The 24,314-nt window shown below is 61.2% G+C and carries 18 protein-coding genes; 15 read left to right on the top strand and 3 right to left on the bottom strand.

The genetic code is table 11. From position 1 onward, the window contains the following. The first annotated feature begins 92 nt into the window (after nucleotides 1–92). From F7R11_RS27095 to F7R11_RS20675, 4 genes are all read left to right on the top strand, one after another. Nucleotides 93–245, top strand: coding sequence for a hypothetical protein (locus F7R11_RS27095; protein ID WP_156669036.1), 153 nt, complete (start codon nucleotides 93–95; stop codon nucleotides 243–245). Nucleotides 246–671: 426 nt separating this feature from the next. Then, nucleotides 672–1,484, top strand: coding sequence for a polysaccharide lyase family 7 protein (locus F7R11_RS20685; RefSeq protein ID WP_064808234.1), 813 nt, complete (start codon nucleotides 672–674; stop codon nucleotides 1,482–1,484). Nucleotides 1,485–1,739: 255 nt separating this feature from the next. Continuing rightward, a complete protein-coding gene (locus F7R11_RS20680) occupies nucleotides 1,740–2,135 on the top strand; it encodes a DUF1801 domain-containing protein (protein ID WP_064808236.1) in 396 nt (131 codons plus the stop codon). A gap of 81 nt (nucleotides 2,136–2,216) precedes the next feature. Continuing rightward, entirely contained in the window at nucleotides 2,217–2,549 is a 333-nt protein-coding gene (locus F7R11_RS20675) for a DUF2322 family protein (RefSeq protein WP_021193399.1), read from the top strand. A gap of 28 nt (nucleotides 2,550–2,577) precedes the next feature. Here F7R11_RS20675 and F7R11_RS20670 read toward each other — a convergent pair whose 3' ends face one another. Then, nucleotides 2,578–3,159, bottom strand: coding sequence for a response regulator transcription factor (locus F7R11_RS20670; protein WP_160170167.1), 582 nt, complete (start codon nucleotides 3,157–3,159; stop codon nucleotides 2,578–2,580). A 341-nt stretch (nucleotides 3,160–3,500) separates the two neighbouring features. Further along, nucleotides 3,501–6,884 (bottom strand): ATP-binding protein, encoded by a 3,384-nt coding sequence (locus F7R11_RS20660; RefSeq protein WP_082932952.1) that lies wholly within the window; start codon nucleotides 6,882–6,884, stop codon nucleotides 3,501–3,503. Nucleotides 6,885–7,301: 417 nt separating this feature from the next. On the opposite strand from F7R11_RS20660, the gene F7R11_RS20655 reads away from it, so the two are divergent. From F7R11_RS20655 to chrA, 11 genes are all read left to right on the top strand, one after another. Continuing rightward, nucleotides 7,302–7,979: a response regulator gene (locus tag F7R11_RS20655; protein ID WP_021193396.1), complete on the top strand. Its 678-nt coding sequence runs from the start codon at nucleotides 7,302–7,304 to the stop codon at nucleotides 7,977–7,979. Nucleotides 7,980–8,713: 734 nt separating this feature from the next. Further along, nucleotides 8,714–9,793, top strand: coding sequence for a linear amide C-N hydrolase (locus F7R11_RS20645; protein WP_031328870.1), 1,080 nt, complete (start codon nucleotides 8,714–8,716; stop codon nucleotides 9,791–9,793). A 68-nt stretch (nucleotides 9,794–9,861) separates the two neighbouring features. Continuing rightward, nucleotides 9,862–10,266, top strand: coding sequence for a response regulator transcription factor (locus F7R11_RS20640; RefSeq protein ID WP_151180557.1), 405 nt, complete (start codon nucleotides 9,862–9,864; stop codon nucleotides 10,264–10,266). A gap of 677 nt (nucleotides 10,267–10,943) precedes the next feature. Beyond that, nucleotides 10,944–15,341 carry a beta strand repeat-containing protein gene (locus tag F7R11_RS20625; protein WP_064808246.1) on the top strand — a complete coding sequence of 1,466 codons (4,398 nt, stop codon included), beginning with the start codon at nucleotides 10,944–10,946 and terminating at the stop codon, nucleotides 15,339–15,341. Nucleotides 15,342–15,429: 88 nt separating this feature from the next. Continuing rightward, nucleotides 15,430–16,113, top strand: coding sequence for a response regulator (locus F7R11_RS20620; protein WP_064808248.1), 684 nt, complete (start codon nucleotides 15,430–15,432; stop codon nucleotides 16,111–16,113). Nucleotides 16,114–16,262: 149 nt separating this feature from the next. After that, a complete protein-coding gene (locus F7R11_RS20615; RefSeq protein ID WP_021193390.1) occupies nucleotides 16,263–16,775 on the top strand; it encodes a fimbrial protein in 513 nt (170 codons plus the stop codon). A 93-nt stretch (nucleotides 16,776–16,868) separates the two neighbouring features. Then, the gene (locus F7R11_RS20610) at nucleotides 16,869–19,358 is read left to right on the top strand and encodes a fimbria/pilus outer membrane usher protein (RefSeq protein WP_064808250.1); all 2,490 of its coding nucleotides are present in this window, start codon (nucleotides 16,869–16,871) and stop codon (nucleotides 19,356–19,358) included. Then, the gene (locus F7R11_RS20605) at nucleotides 19,355–20,092 is read left to right on the top strand and encodes a fimbrial biogenesis chaperone (protein WP_064808252.1); all 738 of its coding nucleotides are present in this window, start codon (nucleotides 19,355–19,357) and stop codon (nucleotides 20,090–20,092) included. The genes F7R11_RS20610 and F7R11_RS20605 overlap by 4 nt, the downstream gene beginning before the upstream one ends. 20 nt (nucleotides 20,093–20,112) lie before the next feature. Then, nucleotides 20,113–21,105: a fimbrial protein gene (locus F7R11_RS20600; RefSeq protein WP_049286086.1), complete on the top strand. Its 993-nt coding sequence runs from the start codon at nucleotides 20,113–20,115 to the stop codon at nucleotides 21,103–21,105. 89 nt (nucleotides 21,106–21,194) lie between these two features. Continuing rightward, a complete protein-coding gene (locus tag F7R11_RS20595; RefSeq protein WP_064808255.1) occupies nucleotides 21,195–21,776 on the top strand; it encodes a hypothetical protein in 582 nt (193 codons plus the stop codon). A 17-nt stretch (nucleotides 21,777–21,793) separates the two neighbouring features. Then, complete coding sequence (gene chrA / locus F7R11_RS20590; protein WP_064808257.1) at nucleotides 21,794–23,032, top strand: chromate efflux transporter; 1,239 nt, start codon at nucleotides 21,794–21,796, stop codon at nucleotides 23,030–23,032. A gap of 5 nt (nucleotides 23,033–23,037) precedes the next feature. On the opposite strand, the gene F7R11_RS20585 is transcribed toward chrA, so the two are convergent. Further along, nucleotides 23,038–24,288, bottom strand: a complete 1,251-nt coding sequence (locus F7R11_RS20585; protein ID WP_064808259.1) for an NADH:flavin oxidoreductase/NADH oxidase family protein — start codon at nucleotides 24,286–24,288, stop codon at nucleotides 23,038–23,040. Between the last annotated feature and the right edge of the window lie 26 nt (nucleotides 24,289–24,314).

The following is a 24,314-nucleotide window of genomic DNA, read 5'->3' as shown; positions in this document are numbered from 1 at the left end:
GTCCAATCGCCACCCCCTTCAAAAGTGGGGGGCATCCTTATGCGTTACCGACTTCGGAGGCGCAATTATTGGATTCGAAAGATGACCAATCGATGACTGCCACAGCAGAAAATATGGCATTGCAACATCGCATCACCACATGCAAGCATCTGGCCGCACACCCGCATGCCGCTTGGGTTCTGGTTGAAATGGCCTTGCACCCCACTCAAGTGGGGAATTACACAAAAAGCCTCAAGTTTATTTGAATCCTGCCGTTTTATATTAGCCGCTTCATTTATTCATATTTTTCAGCCTATTTTCTTTCGCTTAGCCGCAAATCAAATAGAAAGGCGCTTCTAAGATTTAGATAAATCAAAGTGACGCCAAGCGAGCTGTCGTCTTTCCGCAAACGTTGTCATCCCCGTTAAAGAAAACGTTACCCTCAAAGTGCGCTTCGCCTACCCTGCGTACAGAGCGAGGACAACGCCCACAGAAAAAGCCAATTTCCTCGTTGATTTTCTGTGATAAGCGACCTAGGACAGGGTGATCTGATACCTTCCAGCCTGCTCAATCTACGAAAAAAATTACCTGTTGCAGGAAAACGTTTCCTCTCGTAGCCTCGCTGGCAACGGCAGCTCGCCAGCATCTGACGGTTTTTCAACCAGCAGCAAACAAGAGCAAGAGGAGACGAGATGAAGCATCGGATCATGATTTGCCTGACAGCAGCCCTGGCAGGCGGCGCGCTCTCGGCATGTGGCGGCGGTGGCGACGGCAGCCCGCTGTCGGTACAAGGGCAAAGCGTGCAAAAGATCGCCAGCGCGCCACTGCCCGCGCTCAGCACCAGCAACCCGCCGGGGTCGAACTTCAACCTGGCGCCATTTACGCTACAGTTGCCCACCGGCTCTTCGGGCAAGGTTGATACGGTAAGCGGCACCAAGCTCGCAGCCGGCTACACCAACCCCACCTACTTCTATACGGACAGCACCGACGGCGCGATGGTCATGATGGACCCGACGCAGGGCTGGACGACTTCGGGCTCATTGCATCCGCGCGTGGAACTGCGCGAGAACACCATCTGGGCCACCACCGGCACCAACAAGCTGAACGCCACGGTGGCGGTTACGCAAGTGCCCGACCACACGACCATTGGCCAGATCTTCCAGGGCACCGGCCCCAGCAAGCCTCTGTGCGAGCTGCAAGTGACCTCCACCGGGGGCGTGCAGCTTCTGCTTGAGAACACCAACCAGGGCGGCAGTGCGAACATCTATCCGATCACCAGCGTGCCAGTGGCCAGCACCTTCGACTACGAGCTGAGCCTGACCGGCAGCACGATCACCGTCACGGCCAACGGTACAGCCAAAACTTTCACGATGGATTCCAGCTTCGTGGGCGAGAGCTTCTACTTCAAGGCCGGCAACTATGACCAGACTGCGGTATCGGGCACACCGCTGACGACGCCAGGCACGGTGGTCAAGTTCTACGCGCTGACGCTCACGCACCAGTAGCAAGCCCCCTAAGAGCCGCTAACAAAACCGTCCTGGCTAGGCGCGCCGACGCAGACAGTACAAGTAGTACCGAATGTTCGTCACTGCGGGAGGCGCAACGACGCCAGGGCGGCTTTGTTAGCGGCTCTAAGCCTCAACACCAAGCCCAGCGTGTGAACGTTGGGCTTGCACTGTGTACACCAGAGCCCTCTCGATTGGCGACCGCTCTGCATTCCTGCCAGAATGGTCTGCTGATCCCACCAGGAGGCAGACCCCATGAAGAAGAGCGCACCGGAGAACGCGGCACCTGCATCGGCATTGATCGACGCGAAAATCGCAGCGCTGGATGACTGGCGCGGCGAGATGCTCGCCAAGCTGCGCGCGCTGATCCTGGCGGCCGACCCCGAGGTGGTAGAAGAATGGAAGTGGAGCGTGCCGGTCTGGTCGCACGACGGCATCCTCTGCACCGGCGAGACCTACAAGCAGACCGTGAAGATGACGTTTGCCAAGGGCGCTTCTGTGCCGGACCCGGCAGGCCTCTTCAATTCCAGCCTGGAAGGCAACACCCGACGCGCGATTGATTTTCGCGAAGGCGACAAGGTGAACGAGAAGGCGCTGAAGGCGCTCATCATGGCCGCCGTTGCCCTGAACCAGTCGACCGCGCGGCGCTGAGGTTCACGTTGGTTGTGTCAGAGCAGTTAACATACGGCCCCATCCAGGGCCAAACCCTGACCAACCAACGGAGCAACTTCAGTGATTCAGCCGAGCAACGTATTCAAGGACAACCTCGCCCAACTGCCCGCCATTGACGGCATCGAGCGCATCGATCTGGTCGACGGCAAGGGCGCCGTGGTGGCCGACATCGAGAACAAGCCCGGCAAGCAAGGCTCGGTGGCGGTGTATCACTATCTGCAGCAGGCCTTCGGTCAGCTCGACGCCAAGGCCGCTGAGCACGGTCTGGCCGTGTTTGCCGAGCACACCATTGATGCACGCAACCGCCCGGGCGCGCATCCGAATGTGGACCGCCTGCTCGCCATCGTGGCGGGCGGCGAGCCGCTGCGCATCAACGTCATCGCCCGCGCGTAACAGACGCACCTTCCCTCGCGCTGCGCGCTCAGGCCTGCAGTGCGAGCGGCCGCATCGGATCGGTCAACTGATCGATCCCCTGGTGTGCAATGCGCTCAAGGCGGTAGCCCACGTTGTAGACCGCGCGCAGCCGCACACCATTGTCTTCATGCAATCCGAGCTTGAGCCGCAGGCGTGAGATATGCGTATCGATGGTGCGCGTCATCTGCAGCGTGGTGCGCCCCCAGGCCAACGCAAAGATGTGGTTGCGCGAAAGCGTGCGGTCTATGTTGGTAAACAGCAGCAGTGCGAGGCGCGCCTCGGTGTCCGTCAGGTTAGCTTGTTCGCCGCCGATCTTGATGGTGCGCTGGAACGGGTTGATCTCAAAGCTGCCGACAGTGAAGCTGGTCTGCTGAAAGCGCGCCGGATACACGCGCCGCAGCAGCGCCGTCACGCGCGCGGCAAACACTGCCGCACCCGTTGGAATATCGACGTAATCATCTGCGCCGCCGTTGAGCAGGCGCGCAATCTCGTCATGGTCGAGCGTCTTGCCGTACACCAAAGACGGCACGCTGTGCTGCTGCCGGGAGCGCAGCACCGCCAATGCATCGAGCATATGTGCGCGGCTCAAGCCGTTGTGCAACAAGACCAAATCGTACGACGTGTGGTGAACAGTGCGCAGCAGCGCATCCAGGCTATCGAAGCGAACCACATCGTGCCTGAGTTGCCCCAACGCGCACTCCACCCAGTCCCCATCGATGTTGCCAGAGTGAACAAGTGCGACATGCATAGCAATCCCTTTATCGTCTGAACCAAGGCGCCCGCAGGGGCGCAACAATCGTTACAGACTTTAAAGATCGAGCGCCCTGCGAGATATTGGACGGGTACGAAATTGAAGCGGTCGCCGGTCGCCGGTCGCCGGTCGCCGGTCGCCGGTCGCCGGTCGCCGGTCGCCGGTCGCCGGTCGCCGCGTTAGCGTGTGACGTCCAGCGGGGCGCGCCGCTCAAACATGTGCTCCGCGTGCTCGGCCAACGCATCCAGGCGTAGAGAGATGTCCTGACTGGAGTCCCCTCTCAGCAACAGCCCTTCCAGTTGGTGCGATGCCTCTACCAGCGCCACCTCGCGCACCACCGCAAAACCGCCCTTGATGAAGTGCATGGACTTGGCTGCCTTGTGAAAGTCGGCTTGGGCCACAGCGGTGCGCGCTTCGTTGATAGAGGTACGGAACGACGTGGTGAGCGCTAGCCAGATTTCGTGCGAGAGCGGGCCGCCGCTGTCCAGGCTGCTCACGTTCGCCAGCGCATTGTCCTGAGGCAGAGCAGCTTGGCTCTTGCGCTCGACAAAGACGCGCAGCGCCTGTGCCAATGCATCCATTGAGAGCGGCTTGACCAGCATGTCTGTCATGCCAGCGGCTTCGCATGCAGCACGCTCTTCCACGCTGGCGTGCGCAGTCACGGCCAGAACGGGTACGGTCGCACCCTGGCTGCGCAAAGCGCGGCACAGCGCAAAACCATCCATGCCGGGCATGCTCAAGTCAGTCAGCACGACGTCGTACTGGCCCACATGAAAGCGTTCCAACGCCTCCACACCGGCGGCCGTGAGCGTGGCGTCATGGCCAAGCAACGTCAGTTGATCACGCAGCAACAGGCGGTTCACGGGGTTGTCTTCTGCCACCAGCACACGCAATGCAGTGCCTTGTGCCGAGGTTGGACGCGGCACATCGTTCTGCATGGGCACCGCCGCTTCCCATGCGCCGCCCAACACCCCCATGAGATTGCGCAGGCTATAGCTGGAAACGACCGTGCGACCGGCGTGTTGGGTCGGCTTGCGCGGGCCATCGTCGATCACGTCGATGACATGTCGGGCACGCGCCGCCAGCGCATCTTCATCCGCCAGCGGCCAGTTGCGCGAACTGCCATGCACCAGCAGCACATCGCAATCGGCCGGCAGCTCAGCCGGGGATGCGCCCGCCTGCACGCGCGCACCGCGCAACTGCAGATGCGGCATCAGTGCCTGCACCCAGACCTCGTCACCGCACAGCACTGAGATAGCGACGTCCCGCAGCGACTGAGCTGGCTGGGATGGCGTGTCGGCCCCACTCGCCACACCCAGCAGCAAGTCGACGGTAAAGGTCGAGCCGCGTCCCGGTGCGCTTTGCACCCACACGGTCCCGTGCATCAACTCGGCCAGCCTGCGGCACAGCGCGAGGCCCAGCCCGGTGCCGCCAAACTTGCGCGTGATGGAGGTGTCTGCCTGCGTAAAGGCTTGGAACAACGCGCTCTGCTTGTCTTCGGCAATGCCGATGCCCGTGTCTGACACCTTGAACGCCAGTCGCGCATCATTGCCCTGCCCACCCCGTGGTTCCACTTCGATGCACACCGAACCCATCTGCGTGAACTTGATGGCATTGCTCAGCAGGTTGTTGAGGATCTGCCGTAAGCGGGTCGGGTCACCCACGTAACGCTGTGCGAGGTTGGGCGCAATCCGGTAGTGCAGCGTCAAGTCCTTGGCCTCCGCCACCGGCAGGAAGACGGCGATGACCGACTCGACCACCTCCACCACATCAAACGGGATCGACTCCAGGTGCATCTGGCCGGCTTCGATCTTGGAGAAGTCGAGAATATCGTCGATCAGTGCGACCAGCGTATGCGACGAGGTGGAGACTACCTCCAGGCGATCACGCTCCGCTCCATGCAGCGTCTGTGCGTGCTGAATGAGCTCCAGATTGCCGAGAATGGCATTCAACGGCGTACGGATCTCGTGGCTCATCGTGGCGAGGAACGATGACTTGGCACGGTTGGCCTCTTCGGCAGCGGTGCGGGCGTCCTTGAGCGCGCGCTCGGTCTGCTTGCGTGAGGTGATGTCGATGAAGCTGCAGAGCAGCGCGTCTTCGCCCTGGTACTTGGTGGGGACGAGATCTACGTGCAGCTCGGCAGTGCGGCCATCCGGCCGCTGCACTTCGATGTCGCGGCTGACCGCATCGTCGGGCCCATGGTGGTCTTCCTGATACGTACGCAGCAGCCGCTGGTGCAAGGGTTGACCATCGGTGTGGTAGTGACCGGCCACGTTGTTCTGCAACAGCAATTTGCCCGAGCCGAACGCGACAAGGCTTAGGCCTACCGGCGCTGTTCCGATAATGGTGCGGCTTAGGTTCTCACTTTCATACACACGCAGTGATTGAAGATATGCCGGCCGAAACACCCGATAGTGGAACAGCAGCACAAAGGTCCAAAGCAGGGCCAACACCACCAGCACTCCCGCCAGATACCCCCACAACAACTCTTGCAGTGCATTCAAGACTGTTCGCCATGAATACGTGTAGACCAACACCCAACCGGTATCGGAAAGCGGTTCGCTGATGGTGAAGACGCCGTCGTGATAGCTATTGTTGTGGCGCGTGAGACCGCGCTCCCACATGCGGTCTTGCACGACCTTGCGGGTCAAGGCGTGCGCTTCTTCCTCCGAGTTTGCCTCTGCGCCGATGCCTTCAAGCAGCACCTCCCCTTCCTTCGACAGCAGCAGCATGTTGCCATCGTATGGTGCCTGCGCCAGCCTGTCAGAGAGCACCTTGACCGGTAGATCGGTCACAAACACGATGAAAGGCTTGCCGTTGTCAAACGCCGGTTGCACCAGCTTAAACACGCGGTCCCCCGTGAAGGGATCCACATGCGGCGGCAACCACATGACCCGACGACTCTCCAGCAGCTTGCGATCCACCTCCGGATCGCTGAGGTCACCAATATCCTTCGACAACGTGTGGATGAGATCCGCCAGCGAATGTGCTTTCACGGCCTGCAGCGGATCACCCGTTTTGGGCGGCGGCATGATCGAGACGAAGTGCTCGTCAGGCGAATAGATGTAGCCGGTCAGCGGTCGACCGCGTTGGCGCGCACTCGCACTGTCGGTATAGGCCTGCTCTTCGCTGAAGGCGAGGTAGTCGGAATAGGCCTCCGGGGACTTGGCCGCTAGGTCACCCAAGGCAAGCTGCGGTTGGAGGCTTGGACTGGCACGCAGATAAGCGCGGCCACCCTGCATCTTGAAGTCATGCAGCAAGGCGGCCCGTGCCGGGCGATGCTCGCCCCAAAGAAGCTCTGCGTTGATCACGCTGCGCTGAAGCGCCGCCTGCTTGGTCTCAACGTCGATCAGCAGTAGCGCCTTGTGTGTGAGGAAAATTTCGCGCCCGTAGGCAACATAGTTTGAAGCCTTGGCGTAGGCTGCAATCGCCGCAACCGCAATGATCACCAGCGACAAGATGGCCGCGCCGCCAAACAGCATGCTGCGTTGCACTTTGCCGAACACGCCCAACTCCTTGAGTCCGGGCACACGGCGAAGCCAATACTGAGATTGAATCGGCATGGTGTTCTTTGGTAGATCCGGCAAAGCGCTAATGTATTACGCAGCCGCTGCGAGATGCACCCGCTCCTCGCATTTTTCGTACGCGTACGATGCGCATTGAACGTTTCGATCTTGTCCTATTATGCGAACGAGCGTGCCCATCGAAAATACGCAGTGCAACGTTATGCGCAACTTGCCCAGATGTAGCAATTGAATCGGTCAGCCGTGCAGCGTTGGTTGGGGTCGCACACACCAACATCAGCATAGGCCTGCCGGCTGCTTAAGCATCTCCAGATGCGGACAGAAAGCGCTCTATACTGCATCTGAATGCGTTCTATAGCCACCCCTTCAGGGCAGACGGGAATCGCCCCGGGGTGAGCAAACTGGCAAAGCACACATAAGTCACAACAATCGCGTCACCCGGGGAACCACACCATCATGAAAGCCCCCATTCGCTTGCTGTTGGCCGATGACCATCCGGCCATCATCGCCGGGGTAAAAGCCTCCATCAGAGATGCAGGGGGCATCGAGGTCATTGGCACGTCGCATAGCTCGACCGACATGGTCGCCTTTCTCGATCGCGAACCGTGCGATGTACTGGTGACTGACTACGCCATGCCCGGCGGCAACTATGGCGACGGCATTCCACTGATCTCCTTCATCCTGCGCCGCTACCCCGGTGTGCGCGTACTGGTACTGACCATGATGGACAACCCTGCCGTGCTTTCGGCCATTGCCGCAACGGGTGTACGGGGGGTGCTGAGCAAATCGGACGATCTCTCTCACATCGTGCCGGCTGTACACGCAGCCGTGCTGGGGCAGACATACTTCTCCCCCACCGCGCACGCCATTCTCAATGCCTCAAAAGAGACCAAGGGCGCAGGAACGCAGACACTGACGCGCCGTGAGAGTGAGGTCGTGCGGCTGTTCGTGTCAGGCCTATCGGTTGGAGAGATTGCCGAGCGGCTGCATCGCAGCAAACAAACCGTCAGCACGCAGAAAAACTCGGCCATGCGCAAACTCGGTCTGGAACGTGAAGCTGATCTGTTCCGCTATGCGATTGAAACCGGACTCGTTTCCGCCTCAACACCGCCGCAAACCGAAGTCGGCAGTTAACGTCACATCGGTTTCTCAAGCGGCTCGGCGCGTGCCGCCGTGCTCGCGCCGCCATCTTCTTCCCACGCTTGGATCTTCGAGCGCCTTTGGTGCGGTGACGCCAGGATGAATTGATTCAACTGCGTGAGAAACGCTTTCCGATCCGTTGCGGAAAGCCGCGCGAAGCCAAGAAGCAAAACCGAGAGTGACATGGATAAAGGGCATCGTCTGAGCGTCATGAGGGTCAATCGGACATCGCTGCCTCGTGTAATCGATTGTGGGATGCCCCACCCCAAGCAGCAATCGGACGACAACGAAAATGCGTTGAACGATCCACGCATGCATCACCCTCAGATGTTTCTTGTATTGCTCGCCCTACGCGCTTTCACCAGTACGAATTTCCAGGCACCGGGCGCAACGGGAATGCCATTTCAGTACTGATGTATCCGATTGTTTCGGGTGCAGGTTGAAAGAGAGAAATCCACCCTGCCAATGCGCGCCCTCCCGAACCGAGCAAATAGCCGATGCGTAGTGCAATCTGGCAGGCTACGGCACAACCGATAAGAACAGATATGCGGCGAAGATGGCTAGGTGCACCACCCCCTGCAAGAGGGTTGGCCGGCGCTTGCGCGCGTTGACGGCGTTGGTCATACCACGAATGGCTTGTTGGGCAGCTTGGCTAGGGGAAATTATTACTATACTGACGACGTTTGCGAATTCTTCTGCGACGCCTTTCCCAAGTGTGAGATATCGCTATGTCCAGCAAGCTTGTCGGGTCACTTGTTTGCCTTTTTTCTGCAATCGCAATCGCCCTCTCCCCCGTTCCGTCAATCGCGTGCACCCGTGTCGTGTACCTCGGTGCCAACGGCGATGTCATTACCGCAAGATCCATGGACTGGCGGCTCGACGTTGCGACCAATCTGTACTTGTTGCCGCGAGGAATTACGCGTACAGGCGAAGCCGGATCAAATTCGATTCATTGGACGGCGAAGTACGGAAGTGTCGTAGCCACCGGATATGACGTGTCAACGACGGATGGCGTCAACGAGAAGGGCCTCTCCGCGCAATTGCTTTGGCTAGTGGAGTCAGAGTATCCAAAGTTCGATAGCAACGCTAAGCCTGGGTTGACCATTGCTGCTTGGGCGCAGTACGTGCTCGACAATTTCGCTACGGTCGCCGAGGCCGTGACGGCACTGGAGAAGGAGCCTTTCACCGTCATTACGGACAAGGTTCCCGGGGAGTCTCGGCTCGCCACGCTACATCTGTCGATGTCGGATGCATCAGGAGATAGCGCGATCGTCGAATACATCAATGGGCGACAAGTTATTCATCATGGCCAACAGTACCAGGTGATGACCAACTCCCCGACGTTTGACGAGCAACTGGCACTGAACGCTTACTGGAAGCAGATTGGCGGCACAACATTCCTACCAGGCACAAATCGAGCATCGGATCGTTTCACACGTGCATCGTTCTATATCAATGCCATTCCCAAAAGTGAAGATCCAGTGAAGGCGCTCGCGAGCGTGTTGAGCGTGATTCGCAATGTGTCGGTCCCCTTTGGCATTTCCACGCCGGGTGAGCCAAATATCTCGTCAACGCGCTGGCGCACGGTCGTTGATCACAAGCGTATGTTGTACTTCTTCGAGTCGGCACTCACCCCCAATACGTTCTGGGTTGACCTGAAGAAAGTCGATTTCTCCAATGGCTCACCGGTGCGCAAGCTCGACCTTGGGGCAAATCAACGCAATACATTCAGCGGCGAGGTATCGGCAGAGTTCAAGGTGTCGGCGCCGTTCCCATTTCTTGGAACTGGCTCGGGCAACCCTCGTTAAAGAAGCGCCTTTACGGCAAAGCGGGATCGTGATCGAGGGGCGGTCTTCTACTTTAGATCGTGAGAATCATGGCGGATTCTCTACTTCTCAGCGGGACAAATCCGTATCGCGAACCGTGCGATGTGCTGGTGACTGACTACGCCATGCCCGGCGGCAACTATGGCAACCGCATCCCACTGATCTCGTTCCTGCTGCGCCGGTACCCGGGTGTACGCGTGCTGGTGCTGACTATGATGGACAACCCCGCAGCGCTTTCTGCGATCGCCGCCACGGGCGTACTGGGCGTGCTGAGCAAATCGGACGATCTCTCCCATATCGTTCCGGCAGTGCATGCGGCAGTGTTGGGACAGACGTGCTTCTCCCGCACCACGCGCACCATTCTCGACGCCTCAAAATGGACCAAGGGCACAGGAACGCGGACACTGACGCGCCGTGAGAGTGAGGTCGTGCGGCTGTTCGTGTCAGGGCGATAGGTTGGAGAGATTGCCGAGCGCCTGCATCGCAGCAAACAAACCGTCAGCACGCAGAAAAACTCAGTCATGCTCCAACTCGGTCTGGAACGTGAAGCTGATCTGTTCTGCTATGCGATTGAAACTGGGCTGGCTTCCCCTTCAACACTGCCGCAGACCGAAGTCGGCAGCTAACGTCACATCGGTTTCTCAAGCGGCTCGGCGCGTGCCGCAGCGCTCGCGCCGCCATCCTCTTCCCACGTTTGGATCTTCGAACGCCTTTGGTGCGGTGAAGCCAGGATGAATTGATTCAACTGCGTGAGAAACGCTTTCCGATCCGCTGCGGAAAGCCGCGCGAAGCCAAGAAGTAAAACTGAGAGAGACATGGAAGTAAAGGGCATCGTCTGAGCGTCATGAGGGTCAATCGGACATCGCTGCCTCGTGTAATCGATTGTGGGATGCCCCGCCTCCAACCAGCAATCGGACGACAACGAAAATGTGTTGAACGGTCCACGCATGCACCGCCTCGGATGCGTCTTGCGTTGCTTGCGCCACGCAATTTCGTATGCCGGGCCTCGTACTCGTACGAGTTTCCGAGCGCCAGCGCGGCACAGATGGCGTTTTAGTACTCGTCAGATATCCCGTAGTACACGTAAAAAATACAGTGGCTCCCGTCAGATCAATCCACCTACGGAGTCACCATGAACAAGACCTACCGCACTCTCTTCAACGCAGCCACCGGTACCTGGGTAGCCGCCTCCGAAATTGCCAAGGGCCGCAAGAAGACCTCCCGTTCGGTCGTTGCCGCCGCCGCGCTGACATTGGTTGGCGCGTCTTCCGGCGTATTTGCACAGACCACGGCCACCAATCCGGCCGGCACCATTACTGGCGGTGGATCGGCGAACAGCATCGCCATCGGCCAGAACTCCACAGCCTCCTGTGGTGTCGCTGCGGCAGGCGCACTCAAGAACTCTGCGTATGTCGACGGCACCTGCATTCAAGGCTCTGCATTCGGCAACGCTGCGGTCGCCACCCAGGGTGGTACCGCAATTGGCGATTCAGCCACCACCAGCGGTTTCTACGGTACGGCGGTCGGCGCCTACAGTGTTGCGGGCACGCATGCAACGGCATTGGGCACCAGCGCGATGGCGACGGCCCAGGATAGCGTTGCGGTTGGTGTCAATGCCAACGCCAATCAGTGGGGTGCCATTGCACTGGGTTCTGCAGCCAATGGGACAACTCAGTACGCAACCGCACTGGGCGCCGGCGCATCAGCGGTGGGCACAAAGGGGGCCACCGCAATGGGCTGGAGAGCCAGCGCAGATTCAGGCACGACCGCTAACGCATGGAGCGCCACCGCAGTCGGCACCAACTCCATTGCGGCCGGCGATGGCGCAACGGCGTTTGGCGATTCCGCCCACGCACAGGGTGACCGCACGGCCGCGTTTGGTCGTGCCGCCAACGCAACTGCCAACCAAGCCACCGCGTTTGGTTCCAACACCAAAGCCAGCGCAGCAGCCAGCACGGCGATTGGCTACAACGCGCAAGCCACGGGCGTGAACTCCACCGCTATCGGCGCCAACAGCACCACCAGCCGCGACAACACGGTCTCGATCGGCAATGTGGGCGGTGAGCGCAACCTCATCAATGTGGCCGATGGCACAGAGGACACCGATGCCGTCAACCTGTCGCAGCTCAAGAGCAACGCCCAGAGCGTAGCGACTGCGCTGGGTGGTGGTGCGACCGTCAATCCGGACGGCACCGTCACGGCACCGAGCTACACCGTGCAGGGCAATACATACAACAACGTCGGTGGCGCCCTGGGTGCGGTGGATACCAACATCACCAATCTGCAGAACAGTCTGACAAAGGGCACGCGTTACTTCCAAGCCACCGGCCTAAACGACGGCACCGATAACGCAAACGCCGCCGCTCCCAATGCCGTCGCCATCGGCTCGAATGCATACGCAAGAACGATCCGCTCCGTTGCAATCGGTACAGGTGCCACCACCACGGCGTCCACCGGTCGCGTCTCGAACACGAACGGCTCGGTTCCTGGCTATACGGGCCAATCGATCACCAACACAGCCGTCGGCGCCTCTTCGTATGCGAGCAGCGGCTCTACCGCGCTGGGCGACACCGCCAAAGCCTCAGGCATAGCCAGCGTAGCCATCGGCCCATACTCGACAGCGAGCAGCAACTTCGGTGTTGCAACCGGCTTTGGCGCACAGGCAACCGGTGCCAACAGCACAGCCCTTGGCGCCAATGCGCAAGCGCAGAACGCGTATTCCGTTGCACTCGGCCTGAATTCCATTGCCGACCGTGACAACTCGGTGTCGGTCGGCTCGGCCGGCAGCGAACGGCAGATCACGAATGTCGCAGCCGGTACGGCCGCCACCGACGCCGTGAACGTCAGCCAGTTGCACGGCGCAAACGCGTCAGTAGCCGCCGCTCTCGGTGGTGAATCGGTAGTCAACCCGGATGGCACGGTCTCGGCACCGAGCTATACGGTGGACGGCACAACCGTGCACAACGTGGGCGATGCGATCACCAACCTGGACGGCCGTGCCTCGCAAAACAGCAAGGACATCGCAGACCTGACCGACAACCTGACCAGCGGCTCGATCGGCTTGGTGCAGCAGGATGCGGATTCGCGCGCCATCACAGTCGCCAAGGACACCGACGGCAATCTCGTGGACTTCACGGGCAAGGCTGGTGCTCGTCAACTGACGGGGGTGGCCGATGGCGCAGTGGCCGCCAATAGCCTGGACGCCATCAACGGTGGCCAGCTGCATGGCGTAAGCACGTCGGTGGCTAACGCGCTGGGCGGAAATTCGGAGGTCAACCCGGATGGTACGGTCTCGGCACCGAACTACACCGTGCAGGGCAATACGTACAACAACGTTGGCGGCGCCCTGGGTGCTGTGGATACCAGCATCACCAATCTGCAGAACAATCTGACGAAGGGCACGCGCTACTTCCAGGCAAACGGCTTGAACAACGGTACCGACAACGCAATCGCCTCCGCGCCCAATTCCGTCGCCATCGGCTCGAATGCAAACGCAAAATCTCTTCGCGCCGTTGCAATCGGTGCAGGTGCCACCACTGACGTGACCACCATTAGAGTCAATGGCACCGTGCCTCCGGGCTATACGGGCCAGCAGATCACCAACACGGCCGTCGGCTCGAATTCGCAAGCCTTCCGCGGATCGACCGCGCTAGGCGACGGCGCCAACGCCTCGGGCCAAGTCAGCGTCGCCATCGGCCCGTACTCGGTAGCGAGTGGGAACTTCGGTATTGCAGCCGGCTTTGGTGCACAAGCAGCCGGCGCCAGCAGCATGGCCCTTGGCGTCTCGGCACAAGCGCAGAACGCGTATTCCGTTGCACTCGGCAAGGGCTCCATTGCCGACCGTGACAACTCGGTGTCGGTCGGCTCGGCCGGCAACGAGCGGCAAATCACGAACGTCGCAGCCGGTACGGCCGCAACCGACGCCGTGAACGTCAGCCAGTTGCACGAACTGACCGACAACCTGAGCAGCGGCTCGATCGGCCTGGTGCAGCAGGATACGGATTCGCGCAACATCACGGTGGCGGCGGGCACGGACGGTACGGTGGTGGACTTCACCGGAACGGCGGGCGCACGCACGCTCACGGGTGTGGCTGATGGCAAAGTGGCCGACGGCAGCACGGATGCGGTCAACGGCTCGCAGCTGTATGCGACCAACCAGCAGGTCGCCAAGAACACGGGCGATATCAGCACGATCAACACGAACGTGACCGACCTTGATGGCCGTGTAACGACCAATGCAACCAACATCACCAACCTGCAGAAGCAGATCGGTGATGGCTCAGTAGGCCTGGTGCAGCAGGACCCGACCACGCGCAACATCACGGTGGCTGCGGGCACGGATGGTGCGGTGGTCGACTTCACCGGCACGGCGGGTGCGCGCAAGCTGACGGGTGTCGCCAACGGTATGGATGACCACGACGCGGTGAACGTGAGCCAGCTCAAGCAGACGGGGCTGATCGACAACAAGGGCAATGCCCTGGCGGCCGTAACGTACGACGTAAATGCGGACGGCTCGCCCAACTACGGCAGCGTGACGCTAGGCGGCCAGAACGCGGCCGGCCCGGTGCAGCTTCACAACGTCGCGGACGGCACGGCCGCAACCGATGCAGTGAATCTGCGCCAGCTCCAGCGGACCGGCCTGGTCGACCAGAACGGCAACACGCTGGATGCTGTGACGTACGACGCGGGCTCGAACCGCACGTCGGTCACTTTCGGCTCGCCGGATGCGCCGGTGCTGCTGTCGAACGTGCGCGCCGGCATGGCAGACATGGATGCCGCGAACGTCGGCCAACTGCGCGGCTTGGCAGGTGCGCTGGGCGGTGGTGCTGCCATCGGTTCGGACGGTGCCTTCATCAACCCGAGCTACACGCTCAACAACGTGACCTACACCAACGTGGGTGACGCCCTGAGCGGACTGGCAACGGCCATTGGGGACACCGGCGACCGCGTGACCGTGGTCGAGAAGGTGATCTCCACCGGTGAAGTCAATGCACACGTTGTCACCAGCGGCGACCAGGCCAACGCGGCTACGGCAACCGGTGACAACGCCGTGGCAGTGGGCGCAGGTGCTTCGGCATCCAACAACAACAGCGTGGCGCTGGGCGCAGGTTCGACCACCACTCGCGACAACACCGTCTCAGTTGGCTCGGTGGGCGCAGAACGTATCGTCGCCAACGTGGCCGATGCAGTGCAAGACACCGATGCGGTCAACAAGCGCACGATGGACACGGCCGTGGCCGGTGCCAAGAGCTACACCGACCAGCAAGTCGGCATGGTGCAGCAAGCGCTGGGTGATGTGTCACGCAAAGCGTACTCGGGCATCGCGGGTGCCACGGCGCTCACGATGATCCCGGATGTGGACGTGGGCAAGACGGTTGCCGTGGGCGTGGGTGTGGGCTCGTACCAAGGCTATGCGGCTTCGGCCATTGGTGTGAGCGCCCGCCTGAGCGAGCGCATCAAGGTCAAGATGGGCGCCAGCATGAGCGGTGCGGGCACGACCTACGGGGCGGGCGCGTTGTATCAGTGGTAACCGGCTAGATCAGCCTATCGATGTGCACAAGGCGGCCCCCGTTTGGGGGCCGTTTTTCAACCGACCTAGTGAACGTGGGTTACATCCAATGAATACCCCAATCCGAGTGCTATTGGCCGATGATCATCCTGCCGTCATTGCTGGCGTGAGCGCAGCAATCGAGCAGGAGCACGACATCCGGATCAGTGCTGCAGCAAGCAGCTCGACCGAGATCGTGGCATTCCTGGACCACCAACCCTGCGATGTGTTGCTGACCGACTACGCCATGCCCGGCGGAGACTATGGAGACGGCGTTCCGCTGCTCTCGTTTCTCTCGCGCCGCTACCCGGCATTGCGCATCGTCGTCCTAACAATGCTGGACAACCCCGCCATCCTGGCTGGAATTGTTGCAACGGGTGTGCATGGTGTGTTGAGCAAATCCGATGACGTTGAACACATCCCACTTGCCCTGCGTGCGGCCATGCAAGCGCAAATGTACGTCTCGCCCACGATGCAGGCAATCCAGAAGGCGTCGCGCGAGCTGCAAGGACCAAGCTCGCGACCTCTGACACGCCGGGAGATGGAAGTCGTCCGCTTGTTTGTGTCGGGCCTGTCGATTGGGGACATTGCTCAACGTTTGAACCGGGGTAAACAAACCATCAGCACTCAGAAGATCATGGCCATGCGCAAACTGGGCATTGAGCGAGAAGCGGATTTGTTCCGCTACGCGATAGAGATGGGACTGATCTCGTCTTCTGCATCACCGTCGGCCTACATGGACCCGCTGTCATGACTCGCATTTTTCTAATTTGACGCGTGTCATCAACACTGGATGGCAATTCGAACACGTCCCATTTCGGTTCTTGCACGTCCGACCAATAATCTGCTCCGCATGCACAAACACCGCATCGCGCTTACCAACTTCTTTGATTCGCAACCTCCATGAAAAAAGCATTTGCAGCTGCCGCTCTCGCAGCCCTTTCCGTTTCCGCCTTTGCCGCTGGCAACCCGGGCACCATCACCTTCAACGGTGAAATCGTTGCTGGCGCCTGCGGCATCAGCCCTGACACGCTGGATCAAACCGTGCCGCTGGGCCAAGTGCCGGCACACGTATTCGCCAAGCTGGGTGATCGCTCGCAAGCTGTGCCGTTCAACGTTCAGCTGACCGACTGCGATACAACCACCGCCAAGAACGCGTTCTTCACGTTCACTGGCACCGCCGACACCGTCACGCCGGGCCTGTTCGCCACCACCGGCAGCGCTGGCCACGTTGGCGTGCGTCTGCAGACCGCCGCCGGCGAATACCTGAACAACGGCACCGAGCAGAAGGCTCCGGTGGTGCTGTCCAACGGCAACAACACCATTCAGTTCGCAGCCATGTACGAAGCCACGGCCGCAACGGTCACGCCGGGTCTGGCCAACTCGGTGGCCAACTTCACGGTCCGCTACCAGTAAGTAGAGCTGTGCCCGAAAGGGGGGGCGCAAGCCCCCCTTTTTTTCTTCCATTTTTCCGCCTCGCCTGCCGGATGTTCCTCCGGCCTCATCGACGTGAACTTCAAGCTACGGGTCCTCTGCGCCAGCATCGCAGGCATTTGGCTGGCCGCAAACGCTCGGGCCACGGAATTCAATTCGTCGTTCCTCAGCATCGACGGAGCGGACGACGTCAATCTCACACAGTTTGCGCGCGCCGATTACACGCCACCGGGCACGTACCTGCTGGATGTGGTGCTCAACGGCCAGCTGCTGCAACGCGAGAGCATCGTGTTCATGCAGTCACCGTCAGACCCTGGCCTGAGTCAGGCGTGCCTGCCCGCCACGCTGGTCGATCAATTCGGCTTGAAGCCCGCCACCCGAGACGCACTGCCCAGCACGCACGACGGCCATTGCATTGACATCAATGCCATCGATGGCACCGTTGTCCGGCACAACAAAGGCAAGGGTCAGCTCCTGATCACGGTGCCGCAAGTGGCGCTGGAATATGCAGACCCGAACTACATTCCGCCGCAGCGCTGGAGTGACGGCATTCCAGGCGCGATGCTCGACTATCGCGTCATCGGCACCACCCAAAACGCACCCGGCGGGTCTACCAACACGTTGCAGGCCTACGGCACCTTGGGCGCGAATGCCGGCGCCTGGCGCTTGCGGGGTGACTATCAAGCGCAAACAGCCTCGGGCTCGGCCGCCAACTTTGGCGGGTCGAGCAAGACGTTCCAGTTCAACCGGCTGTACGCCTACCGCGCGTTACCGAGCATCCAGTCAACGGTATCGCTCGGGCAGACGTACCTGAACTCCGACATTTTCGACACGTTCGCATTGAACGGTGCAGCCATCCAGAGCGACGACCGCATGCTGCCGCCCGGCATGCGCGGATACGCTGCGCCCATTACCGGCGTGGCGCGCACCTACGCCACGGTGACGGTGTCGCAGCAAGGGCGCGTGCTGTACGCCACACGTGTGCCACCCGGCGCATTTGCGCTGCAGGATTTTTCCGCCAACGTGCAAGGCACGCTGGACGTGACCGTGCAGGAAGAAGACGGTACGGAGCAGCGCTTTACCGTCACCACTGCGGCCGTGCCGTTTCTCGCCCGTGAAGGCGAGTTGCGCTACAAAGCCGCCACCGGCCAACCCCGCCTGTTTGGCGGCAATGGCATTTCACCCACCTTTGGCTTTGTCGAAGCCGCTTACGGCCTGCCCCATGAATTGACGGTGTACGGCGGCGCGATCGGGGCTGATGGCTATACGTCCGTGGCAACGGGGGCGGGCAAGAATCTCGGCAAGTTCGGCGCCGTCTCCGCAGACGTGACCTTCGCGCGTGCCCGCCTGTGGTGGACTGGCAATACACAAACAGGCCGGTCGTATCGCTTCAACTACGCCAAGCACTTCGACACGCTCGACTCGGACTTGCGCTTCTTTGGCTACCGCTTTTCCGACAGTACCTATACGAGTTTCCCTCAGTTCTTTGGAGACCCGACCGCCGCCGGGTTGGCTGGCAGCCGACAACGCGTTTCCGTATCGTTGGCTAAGCGCCTTGGCAATATCTCGACCTTCGTGTCAATTGACCACACGAGCTACTGGAACCGTTCGTCGGACGATCGTTTGGGTTTGACGCTGGCACGCACGGTGTCAATTGGCGCGCTGCGCAACGTTTCGCTCAACGTTTCTGCGTATCACACACGCGGTGTGACGGGCAACGGCAATCAGGTCTTTCTGGCGATGACGATTCCGCTGGGCAACCGGCAAGTGGTGTCCACCAGCGTGACCTCGTCCAGCACGGGCGGCACCAGCATCAGCACCGGCTACTCGGGTGGCAACGACCAGGGCTTGAGCTACGCCGCCTACGCGGGCACCACCGATGGCCGCGCATCGTTCAGCGCCAACGTGCGCAAGCAAACCAGCGCCGTGCAAGTCAACGCACAGGCTTCGGCCACGGGCAACGCTTACAGCGCGGCGTCGCTTGAACTGGATGGTTCATTGGTGGCCACCCAGTACGGCGTCGAACCACACGCAGTCGGCATGAACGGCGACACACGCCTGCTCGTGTCATCCGACGGCGTACCTGACGTGGCCTTCTCGGGCTCGCAAGCCAGAACGGATGCCCGCGGCTACGCCGTGATCGGCTCGGTGGCGCCGTTCAATCCGTATGACGCCCGCGTCAACACCAAAGCCATGTCACTGGAAACCACGGTGGCCAACCCTGTACAGCGCGTCGTCCTGACGGACGGCGCCATCGGCTTCCTGCGCTTTGACGCCACGCATGGAAGCAACGCCTTGGTTGCATTGACCTTGCCATCGGGCAAGGAAGTGCCGTTCGGGGCATCTGTCATCGACCTCACCAGCGGCAAGGAGCTGGGCATCGTTGGTGAACATGGCGTCGTCTATCTCGCGGGCATTCGCCCAGATACCGTGCTGTCAGTTCGACAAGCGGACCAAGCGGTCTGCAACATCGGCCCGCTCAGCCAGCCGCTCCACCTGACGCCAGACCCGATCCCGATGTCCTGCGTGGCGTCGGCCCACCCCACTCCGACACCCTCATCATGAAGCGACGCTTTCCTACCCATTTCTACCGGCTAGCCGGCATTGCCCTCACCCTGCAACTGTGTGCCGCCGCTCAAGCGGCCGTGGTGCCGGATCGCACCCGTGTCATCTATAACGCCGATGCGCAATCGGAAAGCCTGACCATCTCCAACAAGAGCGCAACGTACCCGTACGTCGTGCAATCGTGGATTGAAGACAGCACCGGCCGCCGTATCACCTCGCCGTTCATGGTGCTGCCACCGCTGCAACGCATTGAGCCAAACGAGCGCAACATCGTGCGCATCGTCAAGCTGCCGGGCGATGCGTTGCCTACCGATCGTGAATCGGTCTTCTACCTGAACGTGCGCGAGATCCCGCCCAAGACGGATGTGCAGAACGCCATCCAGATTGCGCTGCATTCCAAGATCAAACTGTTCTACCGCCCCAAGGGCGTGCAGCCTCAGCAGGATGAGGATGTGTCTTTGCCGATGACGCTGCGCCTGGATGCCACGCATCACAAACTGGTGTTCGACAACCCCACGCCTTACCACGTGACCGTGGTTGAGCTGGCCGCGGGCGAAGAGAAGAAGGTGTTGAAGTTCGACGCAGTGATGGTCGAACCCAAGGCCACCGCAGAGGTGGACTTCACGGGTGCATTGCCCGCTACGCTCTACGTATCGCACATGAATGACTGGGGCGGCCAGAACGCCGTCAAATACACGTGTGATGCCAGCACGTGCCGGAGCGTGCAGCCATGAACACCGTCCGTTACAGCCAGATGCAGCGTGTGTTGATGCAAGCGCTGCTTGCTCTGGCGTTCCTGTTGGGTTCGCAGTCGGCAATGGCCCTGCGCTGCCTTACCTCCGGCGGCGCGGACAAGTTCATCGAACCTATCGGCTCTGTGCAGACCTACCCGGTCAACGCGCCGGACGGCTACATCATCTGGATCTCACCCACCCGCACCACCACCGGCTACTGCTACAAGGACTTGCGCGGCGGTCTCTCCTATGAGGACCCTGTCAGCTTCTATGCGAACCCGGGCAAGATGGACCCGGCAGCGTGGGGGCTGGAAATTGGCATTCGCTACAAGGGGGTCGACTACTTTGGCGCAGGCAATCAGCCTGGCACCGGCGTGCCAACCGGCTATGTCGTACCCATTTGCTCGGACGCGGATTTCAATGCAGGGCTTTGCCCAAAGATCCCCGTGAGCATCACTTATCAGGTCGTCATTCGAAAACGTGGCACCTGGGTTGGCGTTCCGCAAGACACCTACGCTGCGTTTCAGTTTGATGGCTTTTACGGCATCAACTGCTGCAACACCAGTTTCCAGTACATCTTGAGCGGGCTGGACAACCTGAAACCCACACCATGCATTGTTGACGTGACGGTCACACCCGAGCCTGGCATCGTCAACTTCGGGCAGGTGCAGGCCACACCCACCGGGTTCTCACCGACCTCACCCACCAAGCCGTTCAGTCTGGCCCTAAACAAGACGCAGTGCACAACACCGGTCAACATCAACGGCTACTTTGAAACCGCCAACCCGGTGCAGAACAATCTGATCCTGCCCACCGCCGACAGCAACTTCGGCATCAGCATCCAGGATCAGCGCGGGCAACAGTTACCGATCGGTGAACCGTTTCCGCTGGCAAACTTCGGTGCTGCCGATACGCATATCGATGTACCGCTGAGCGCCACGCTCAAACCGCTCGGCGCGCCGAAGATCGGACCGTTTACTGCCGTGGTCACGGTGCAGATTCTCTACGACTGACATGGCGGCCGCGCAGTGGCGGCGGCACCCCTCGGGCGGTGCGGATACCTGATAATGTTCGCCACCGCCTATCTCTCTGCCGCCAACCCATGAAGCCCACCCGGATCCTGCTGGCCACCAGTGCCGCCTTGTTGATCGCATTGCCCGCTGCAGCGCTTGCCTTCGTCAAGCCGCTGCGGGTTGTTGCGCCATCGCTCATGCTGGGGGTGTCCTGCCCGTTGCCCAACATCTGCACCGACAACATTGCCAGCCTGAGCGATGCGCAACGGCTGTACCAGGAGGGCTACGCCAAGACCGCTGATGTGGTTGGGCCATTCCAGCGCGCACCGCGCATGGTGTTCTGCACGACAGCGGCTTGTGCCGATACGTTCGGCATTGGGCGGCGTGCGGCAGAAGCCGTGGGCAATCTCGGCCTGGTCATCGCGCCACGTGGGTGGCAAACCTATTACGTAACGCATGAGCTCATTCACTTTCGGCAGGCGGAAGTGTTGGGCAACTATGCGGTGGCCACCCGCCCCGGATGGCTGATCGAGGGCATGGCCTATGCGTTGAGCGACGACCCCAGGCACCCGCTGGGCGAGCCTTTTGAGCAATGGCGATCGCGCTTCGAAGCCTGGCACGCAACGCTCGGCACGCGTGACCTGTGGGACGCGGCAAGCGACATCCATTAAACGGCGCGCAGACAGCAATGGACACCAACATGGATGCATCACGGCCCGCACAGGCAACCAACGTGCTGGGCGTGCTCGCTGTCTTCCTCAAGCTGGGGCTGACGTCGTTTGGCGGCCCGGTGGCACACATCGGGTACTTCCGCCGCGAGTTTGTCGAGCGGCGGCGCTGGCTTGACGACGCAACGTTCACCGATCTGGTTGGCTTGTGCCAATTCCTGCCGGGGCCGGCCAGCAGCCAGGTCGGCTTTTCGATCGGCTTGCTGCGCGCCGGCTGGCTTGGCGGTCTGGCTGCATGGTGCGGGTTCACGCTGCCATCCGTCGTGCTGCTGATTGCCTTTGCCATGCTGGCGCCAACGCTCGGCGGCCCCTTGGGTGATGGATTGATCCACGGGTTGAAGCTGGTGGCCGTTGCCGTGGTTGCGCAGGCCGTGTGGGACATGGCGCGGCGCTTGTGCCCCGATTTGCGTCGGGCCGGCATCGCACTGGCAGCCATCGTGCTGCTGGGCCTGACGGCCTCTGTCTATGCGCAGCTCATCGCTATTGCGCTCGGCGCGGTGCTGGGCCTTGCGCTGTGCCAAGACACATCCGTGACCGGCGTCACCGCTGTGCCTGCGCAGCACGCGGGGTTTCGCATTTCCCGCAGCGCGGGTGCCATCGCGCTGGTGCTCTTTGGCGTGCTGTTGCTCGGGTTGCCTGCGCTAGTACAAGCCGGCGCTGGCGATGCTGTTCGTGTATTCGACGCGTTCTACCGCTCCGGCGCGCTGGTGTTTGGCGGCGGCCATGTCGTGCTTCCACTGCTGCAGGAGCAGACGGTTGCCACGGGGTGGGTGACGTCCAGCGACTTTCTTGCCGGATACGGCGCCGCGCAGGCGGTACCGGGGCCACTGTTTACGTTCGCCGCGTTTCTCGGCTGGATGATGAGTGGCGTGCCCAATCACCTGGGTGGTGCCTTGCTCGCCACGGCGGGCATCTTCCTGCCTGGTTTGCTGCTGGTTGTTGCCGCGTTGCCGTACTGGCAGGCACTGCGTGCGCGCAAGTCCATGGCGGCGCTGTTGGCAGGGGTGAATGCGGCCGTGGTTGGCGTGCTGGCCGCCGCACTGTACTCGCCGGTTTGGACCAGCGCGGTGCATGTTCCGCTGGATTTTGCGATTGCCGCCGTCGGGTTTTGCCTGCTAACGCGGTGGAAGCTGCCACCGCTTGCCGTGGTGGCCCTCTGCGCAGCCGCTGGCATTGCCCAAGCCACCCTCCTGCACTAGCGCGGTCAATCTACAGCGCGCTGCGCTGTCCAACGCTTGTAGCGTCGCGTCTGGCAGGCATTGGCCAACTGCTGCACCACCAGCGCCCTGAACGGCGAGACACGCGGGTTCGTCCCGTGTCCCTGGCTCAGCCGTTGCAGCTGAAACTTGACCACCGCCATGTTGGCCAACGAGCCCAGCACCTTGTTCTTCCACGTAATCGGGCGCAGCACCGGTGCGGTGTTCTTACCGGCCTGCCAATCGCGCGGCAGGTTCGGATCAATCGACAGCGCAGTCGCAATGCCAACCATGGCGATACCGCTGTCGACCACCTGCTCTGCCACCGCACGGCGGCGGATGCCCCCCGTGACCATCAACGGCATCTGCGCAATGGCAACGATGTCGCGTGCGAACTCCAGAAAGTAGGCCTCGCGGGCCAGCGTGCGGCCGTCGCGGGCTTGCCCTTGCATGGCCGGCGCCTCGTAGCTGCCGCCAGACAACTCCACCAGATCCACACCCAGCGGGTTGAGCAGTTCGACCACGCGCTTGGCATCGTCCGGGCTGAAGCCGCCGCGCTGGAAGTCCGCCGAGTTCAGCTTGACCGCCACCACAAACTGCGGCGACACCGCGCCGCGCACCGAACGCACGATGTCGAGCAGCAAACGCGCGCGGTTCTCGATCGGGCCGCCCCACTGGTCCTGCCGCTTGTTCGTGATCGGGGAGAGAAACTGGCTCAGCAGATAGCCGTGTGCCGCGTGAATCTGCACGCCGGTAAAGCCGCTCTGCTCGGCCAGTACCGCTGCGCGCGTGAAGCGTTGCTGCACGTCGGCAATGTCGGCGGCGGTCATCTCCCGGGGCACCGGAAACTGCTTGGATAGCGCGCCCAGGTCCATCGCCACGGCAGATGGCGCCAGCGTGGTTTGGCCAAGCGCTGCGGGCATCTGACGGCCCGGGTGGTTGATCTGCATCCAGACATGCGCGCCGTGTGCGCGTGCGGTGTGTGCCCAGCGCCGGAAGCGGTCTAGGTGGGCATCGTCTTCCAACACCACGCCGTTGGGCCCGGTCATGGCGCGGTGGTCCACCATGACGTTGCCCGTCAGCATCAAGCCGACGTTGCCTTTCGCCCAGGCTTCATACAAGCGCACCAGCGCATCGGACGGCGCGTGGTCCGCATCGGCCATGTTCTCTTCCATGGCGGCCTTGGCCAGGCGGTTGGCAATCACCGCGCCATTGGGCAACGTTAGGGGGGTGAACAACGCGGGCGTGAGCAGCTTCATGAGGGGCACTCCGGTTTGACGACGCC

The sequence above is a fragment of the Ralstonia insidiosa genome (assembly GCF_008801405.1).
GTDB classification, from domain to species: Bacteria; Pseudomonadota; Gammaproteobacteria; order Burkholderiales; family Burkholderiaceae; genus Ralstonia; species Ralstonia insidiosa.
This window is presented reverse-complemented; position numbering and strand designations above follow the sequence as displayed.

What these genes read in the sequence shown, in the direction of transcription:
- F7R11_RS27095 (WP_156669036.1), top strand. Translation starts at nt 93, where the DNA reads ATGACTGCCACAGCAGAAAATATGGCATTGCAACATCGCATCACCACA.
- F7R11_RS20685 (WP_064808234.1), top strand. Translation starts at nt 672, where the DNA reads ATGAAGCATCGGATCATGATTTGCCTGACAGCAGCCCTGGCAGGCGGC.
- F7R11_RS20680 (WP_064808236.1), top strand. Translation starts at nt 1,740, where the DNA reads ATGAAGAAGAGCGCACCGGAGAACGCGGCACCTGCATCGGCATTGATC.
- F7R11_RS20660 (WP_082932952.1), bottom strand. Translation starts at nt 6,884, where the DNA reads ATGCCGATTCAATCTCAGTATTGGCTTCGCCGTGTGCCCGGACTCAAG.
- F7R11_RS20655 (WP_021193396.1), top strand. Translation starts at nt 7,302, where the DNA reads ATGAAAGCCCCCATTCGCTTGCTGTTGGCCGATGACCATCCGGCCATC.
- F7R11_RS20645 (WP_031328870.1), top strand. Translation starts at nt 8,714, where the DNA reads ATGTCCAGCAAGCTTGTCGGGTCACTTGTTTGCCTTTTTTCTGCAATC.
- F7R11_RS20640 (WP_151180557.1), top strand. Translation starts at nt 9,862, where the DNA reads ATGGCGGATTCTCTACTTCTCAGCGGGACAAATCCGTATCGCGAACCG.
- F7R11_RS20625 (WP_064808246.1), top strand. Translation starts at nt 10,944, where the DNA reads ATGAACAAGACCTACCGCACTCTCTTCAACGCAGCCACCGGTACCTGG.
- F7R11_RS20620 (WP_064808248.1), top strand. Translation starts at nt 15,430, where the DNA reads ATGAATACCCCAATCCGAGTGCTATTGGCCGATGATCATCCTGCCGTC.
- F7R11_RS20615 (WP_021193390.1), top strand. Translation starts at nt 16,263, where the DNA reads ATGAAAAAAGCATTTGCAGCTGCCGCTCTCGCAGCCCTTTCCGTTTCC.
- F7R11_RS20605 (WP_064808252.1), top strand. Translation starts at nt 19,355, where the DNA reads ATGAAGCGACGCTTTCCTACCCATTTCTACCGGCTAGCCGGCATTGCC.
- F7R11_RS20600 (WP_049286086.1), top strand. Translation starts at nt 20,113, where the DNA reads ATGCAGCGTGTGTTGATGCAAGCGCTGCTTGCTCTGGCGTTCCTGTTG.
- F7R11_RS20595 (WP_064808255.1), top strand. Translation starts at nt 21,195, where the DNA reads ATGAAGCCCACCCGGATCCTGCTGGCCACCAGTGCCGCCTTGTTGATC.
- chrA (WP_064808257.1), top strand. Translation starts at nt 21,794, where the DNA reads ATGGACACCAACATGGATGCATCACGGCCCGCACAGGCAACCAACGTG.
- F7R11_RS20585 (WP_064808259.1), bottom strand. Translation starts at nt 24,288, where the DNA reads ATGAAGCTGCTCACGCCCGCGTTGTTCACCCCCCTAACGTTGCCCAAT.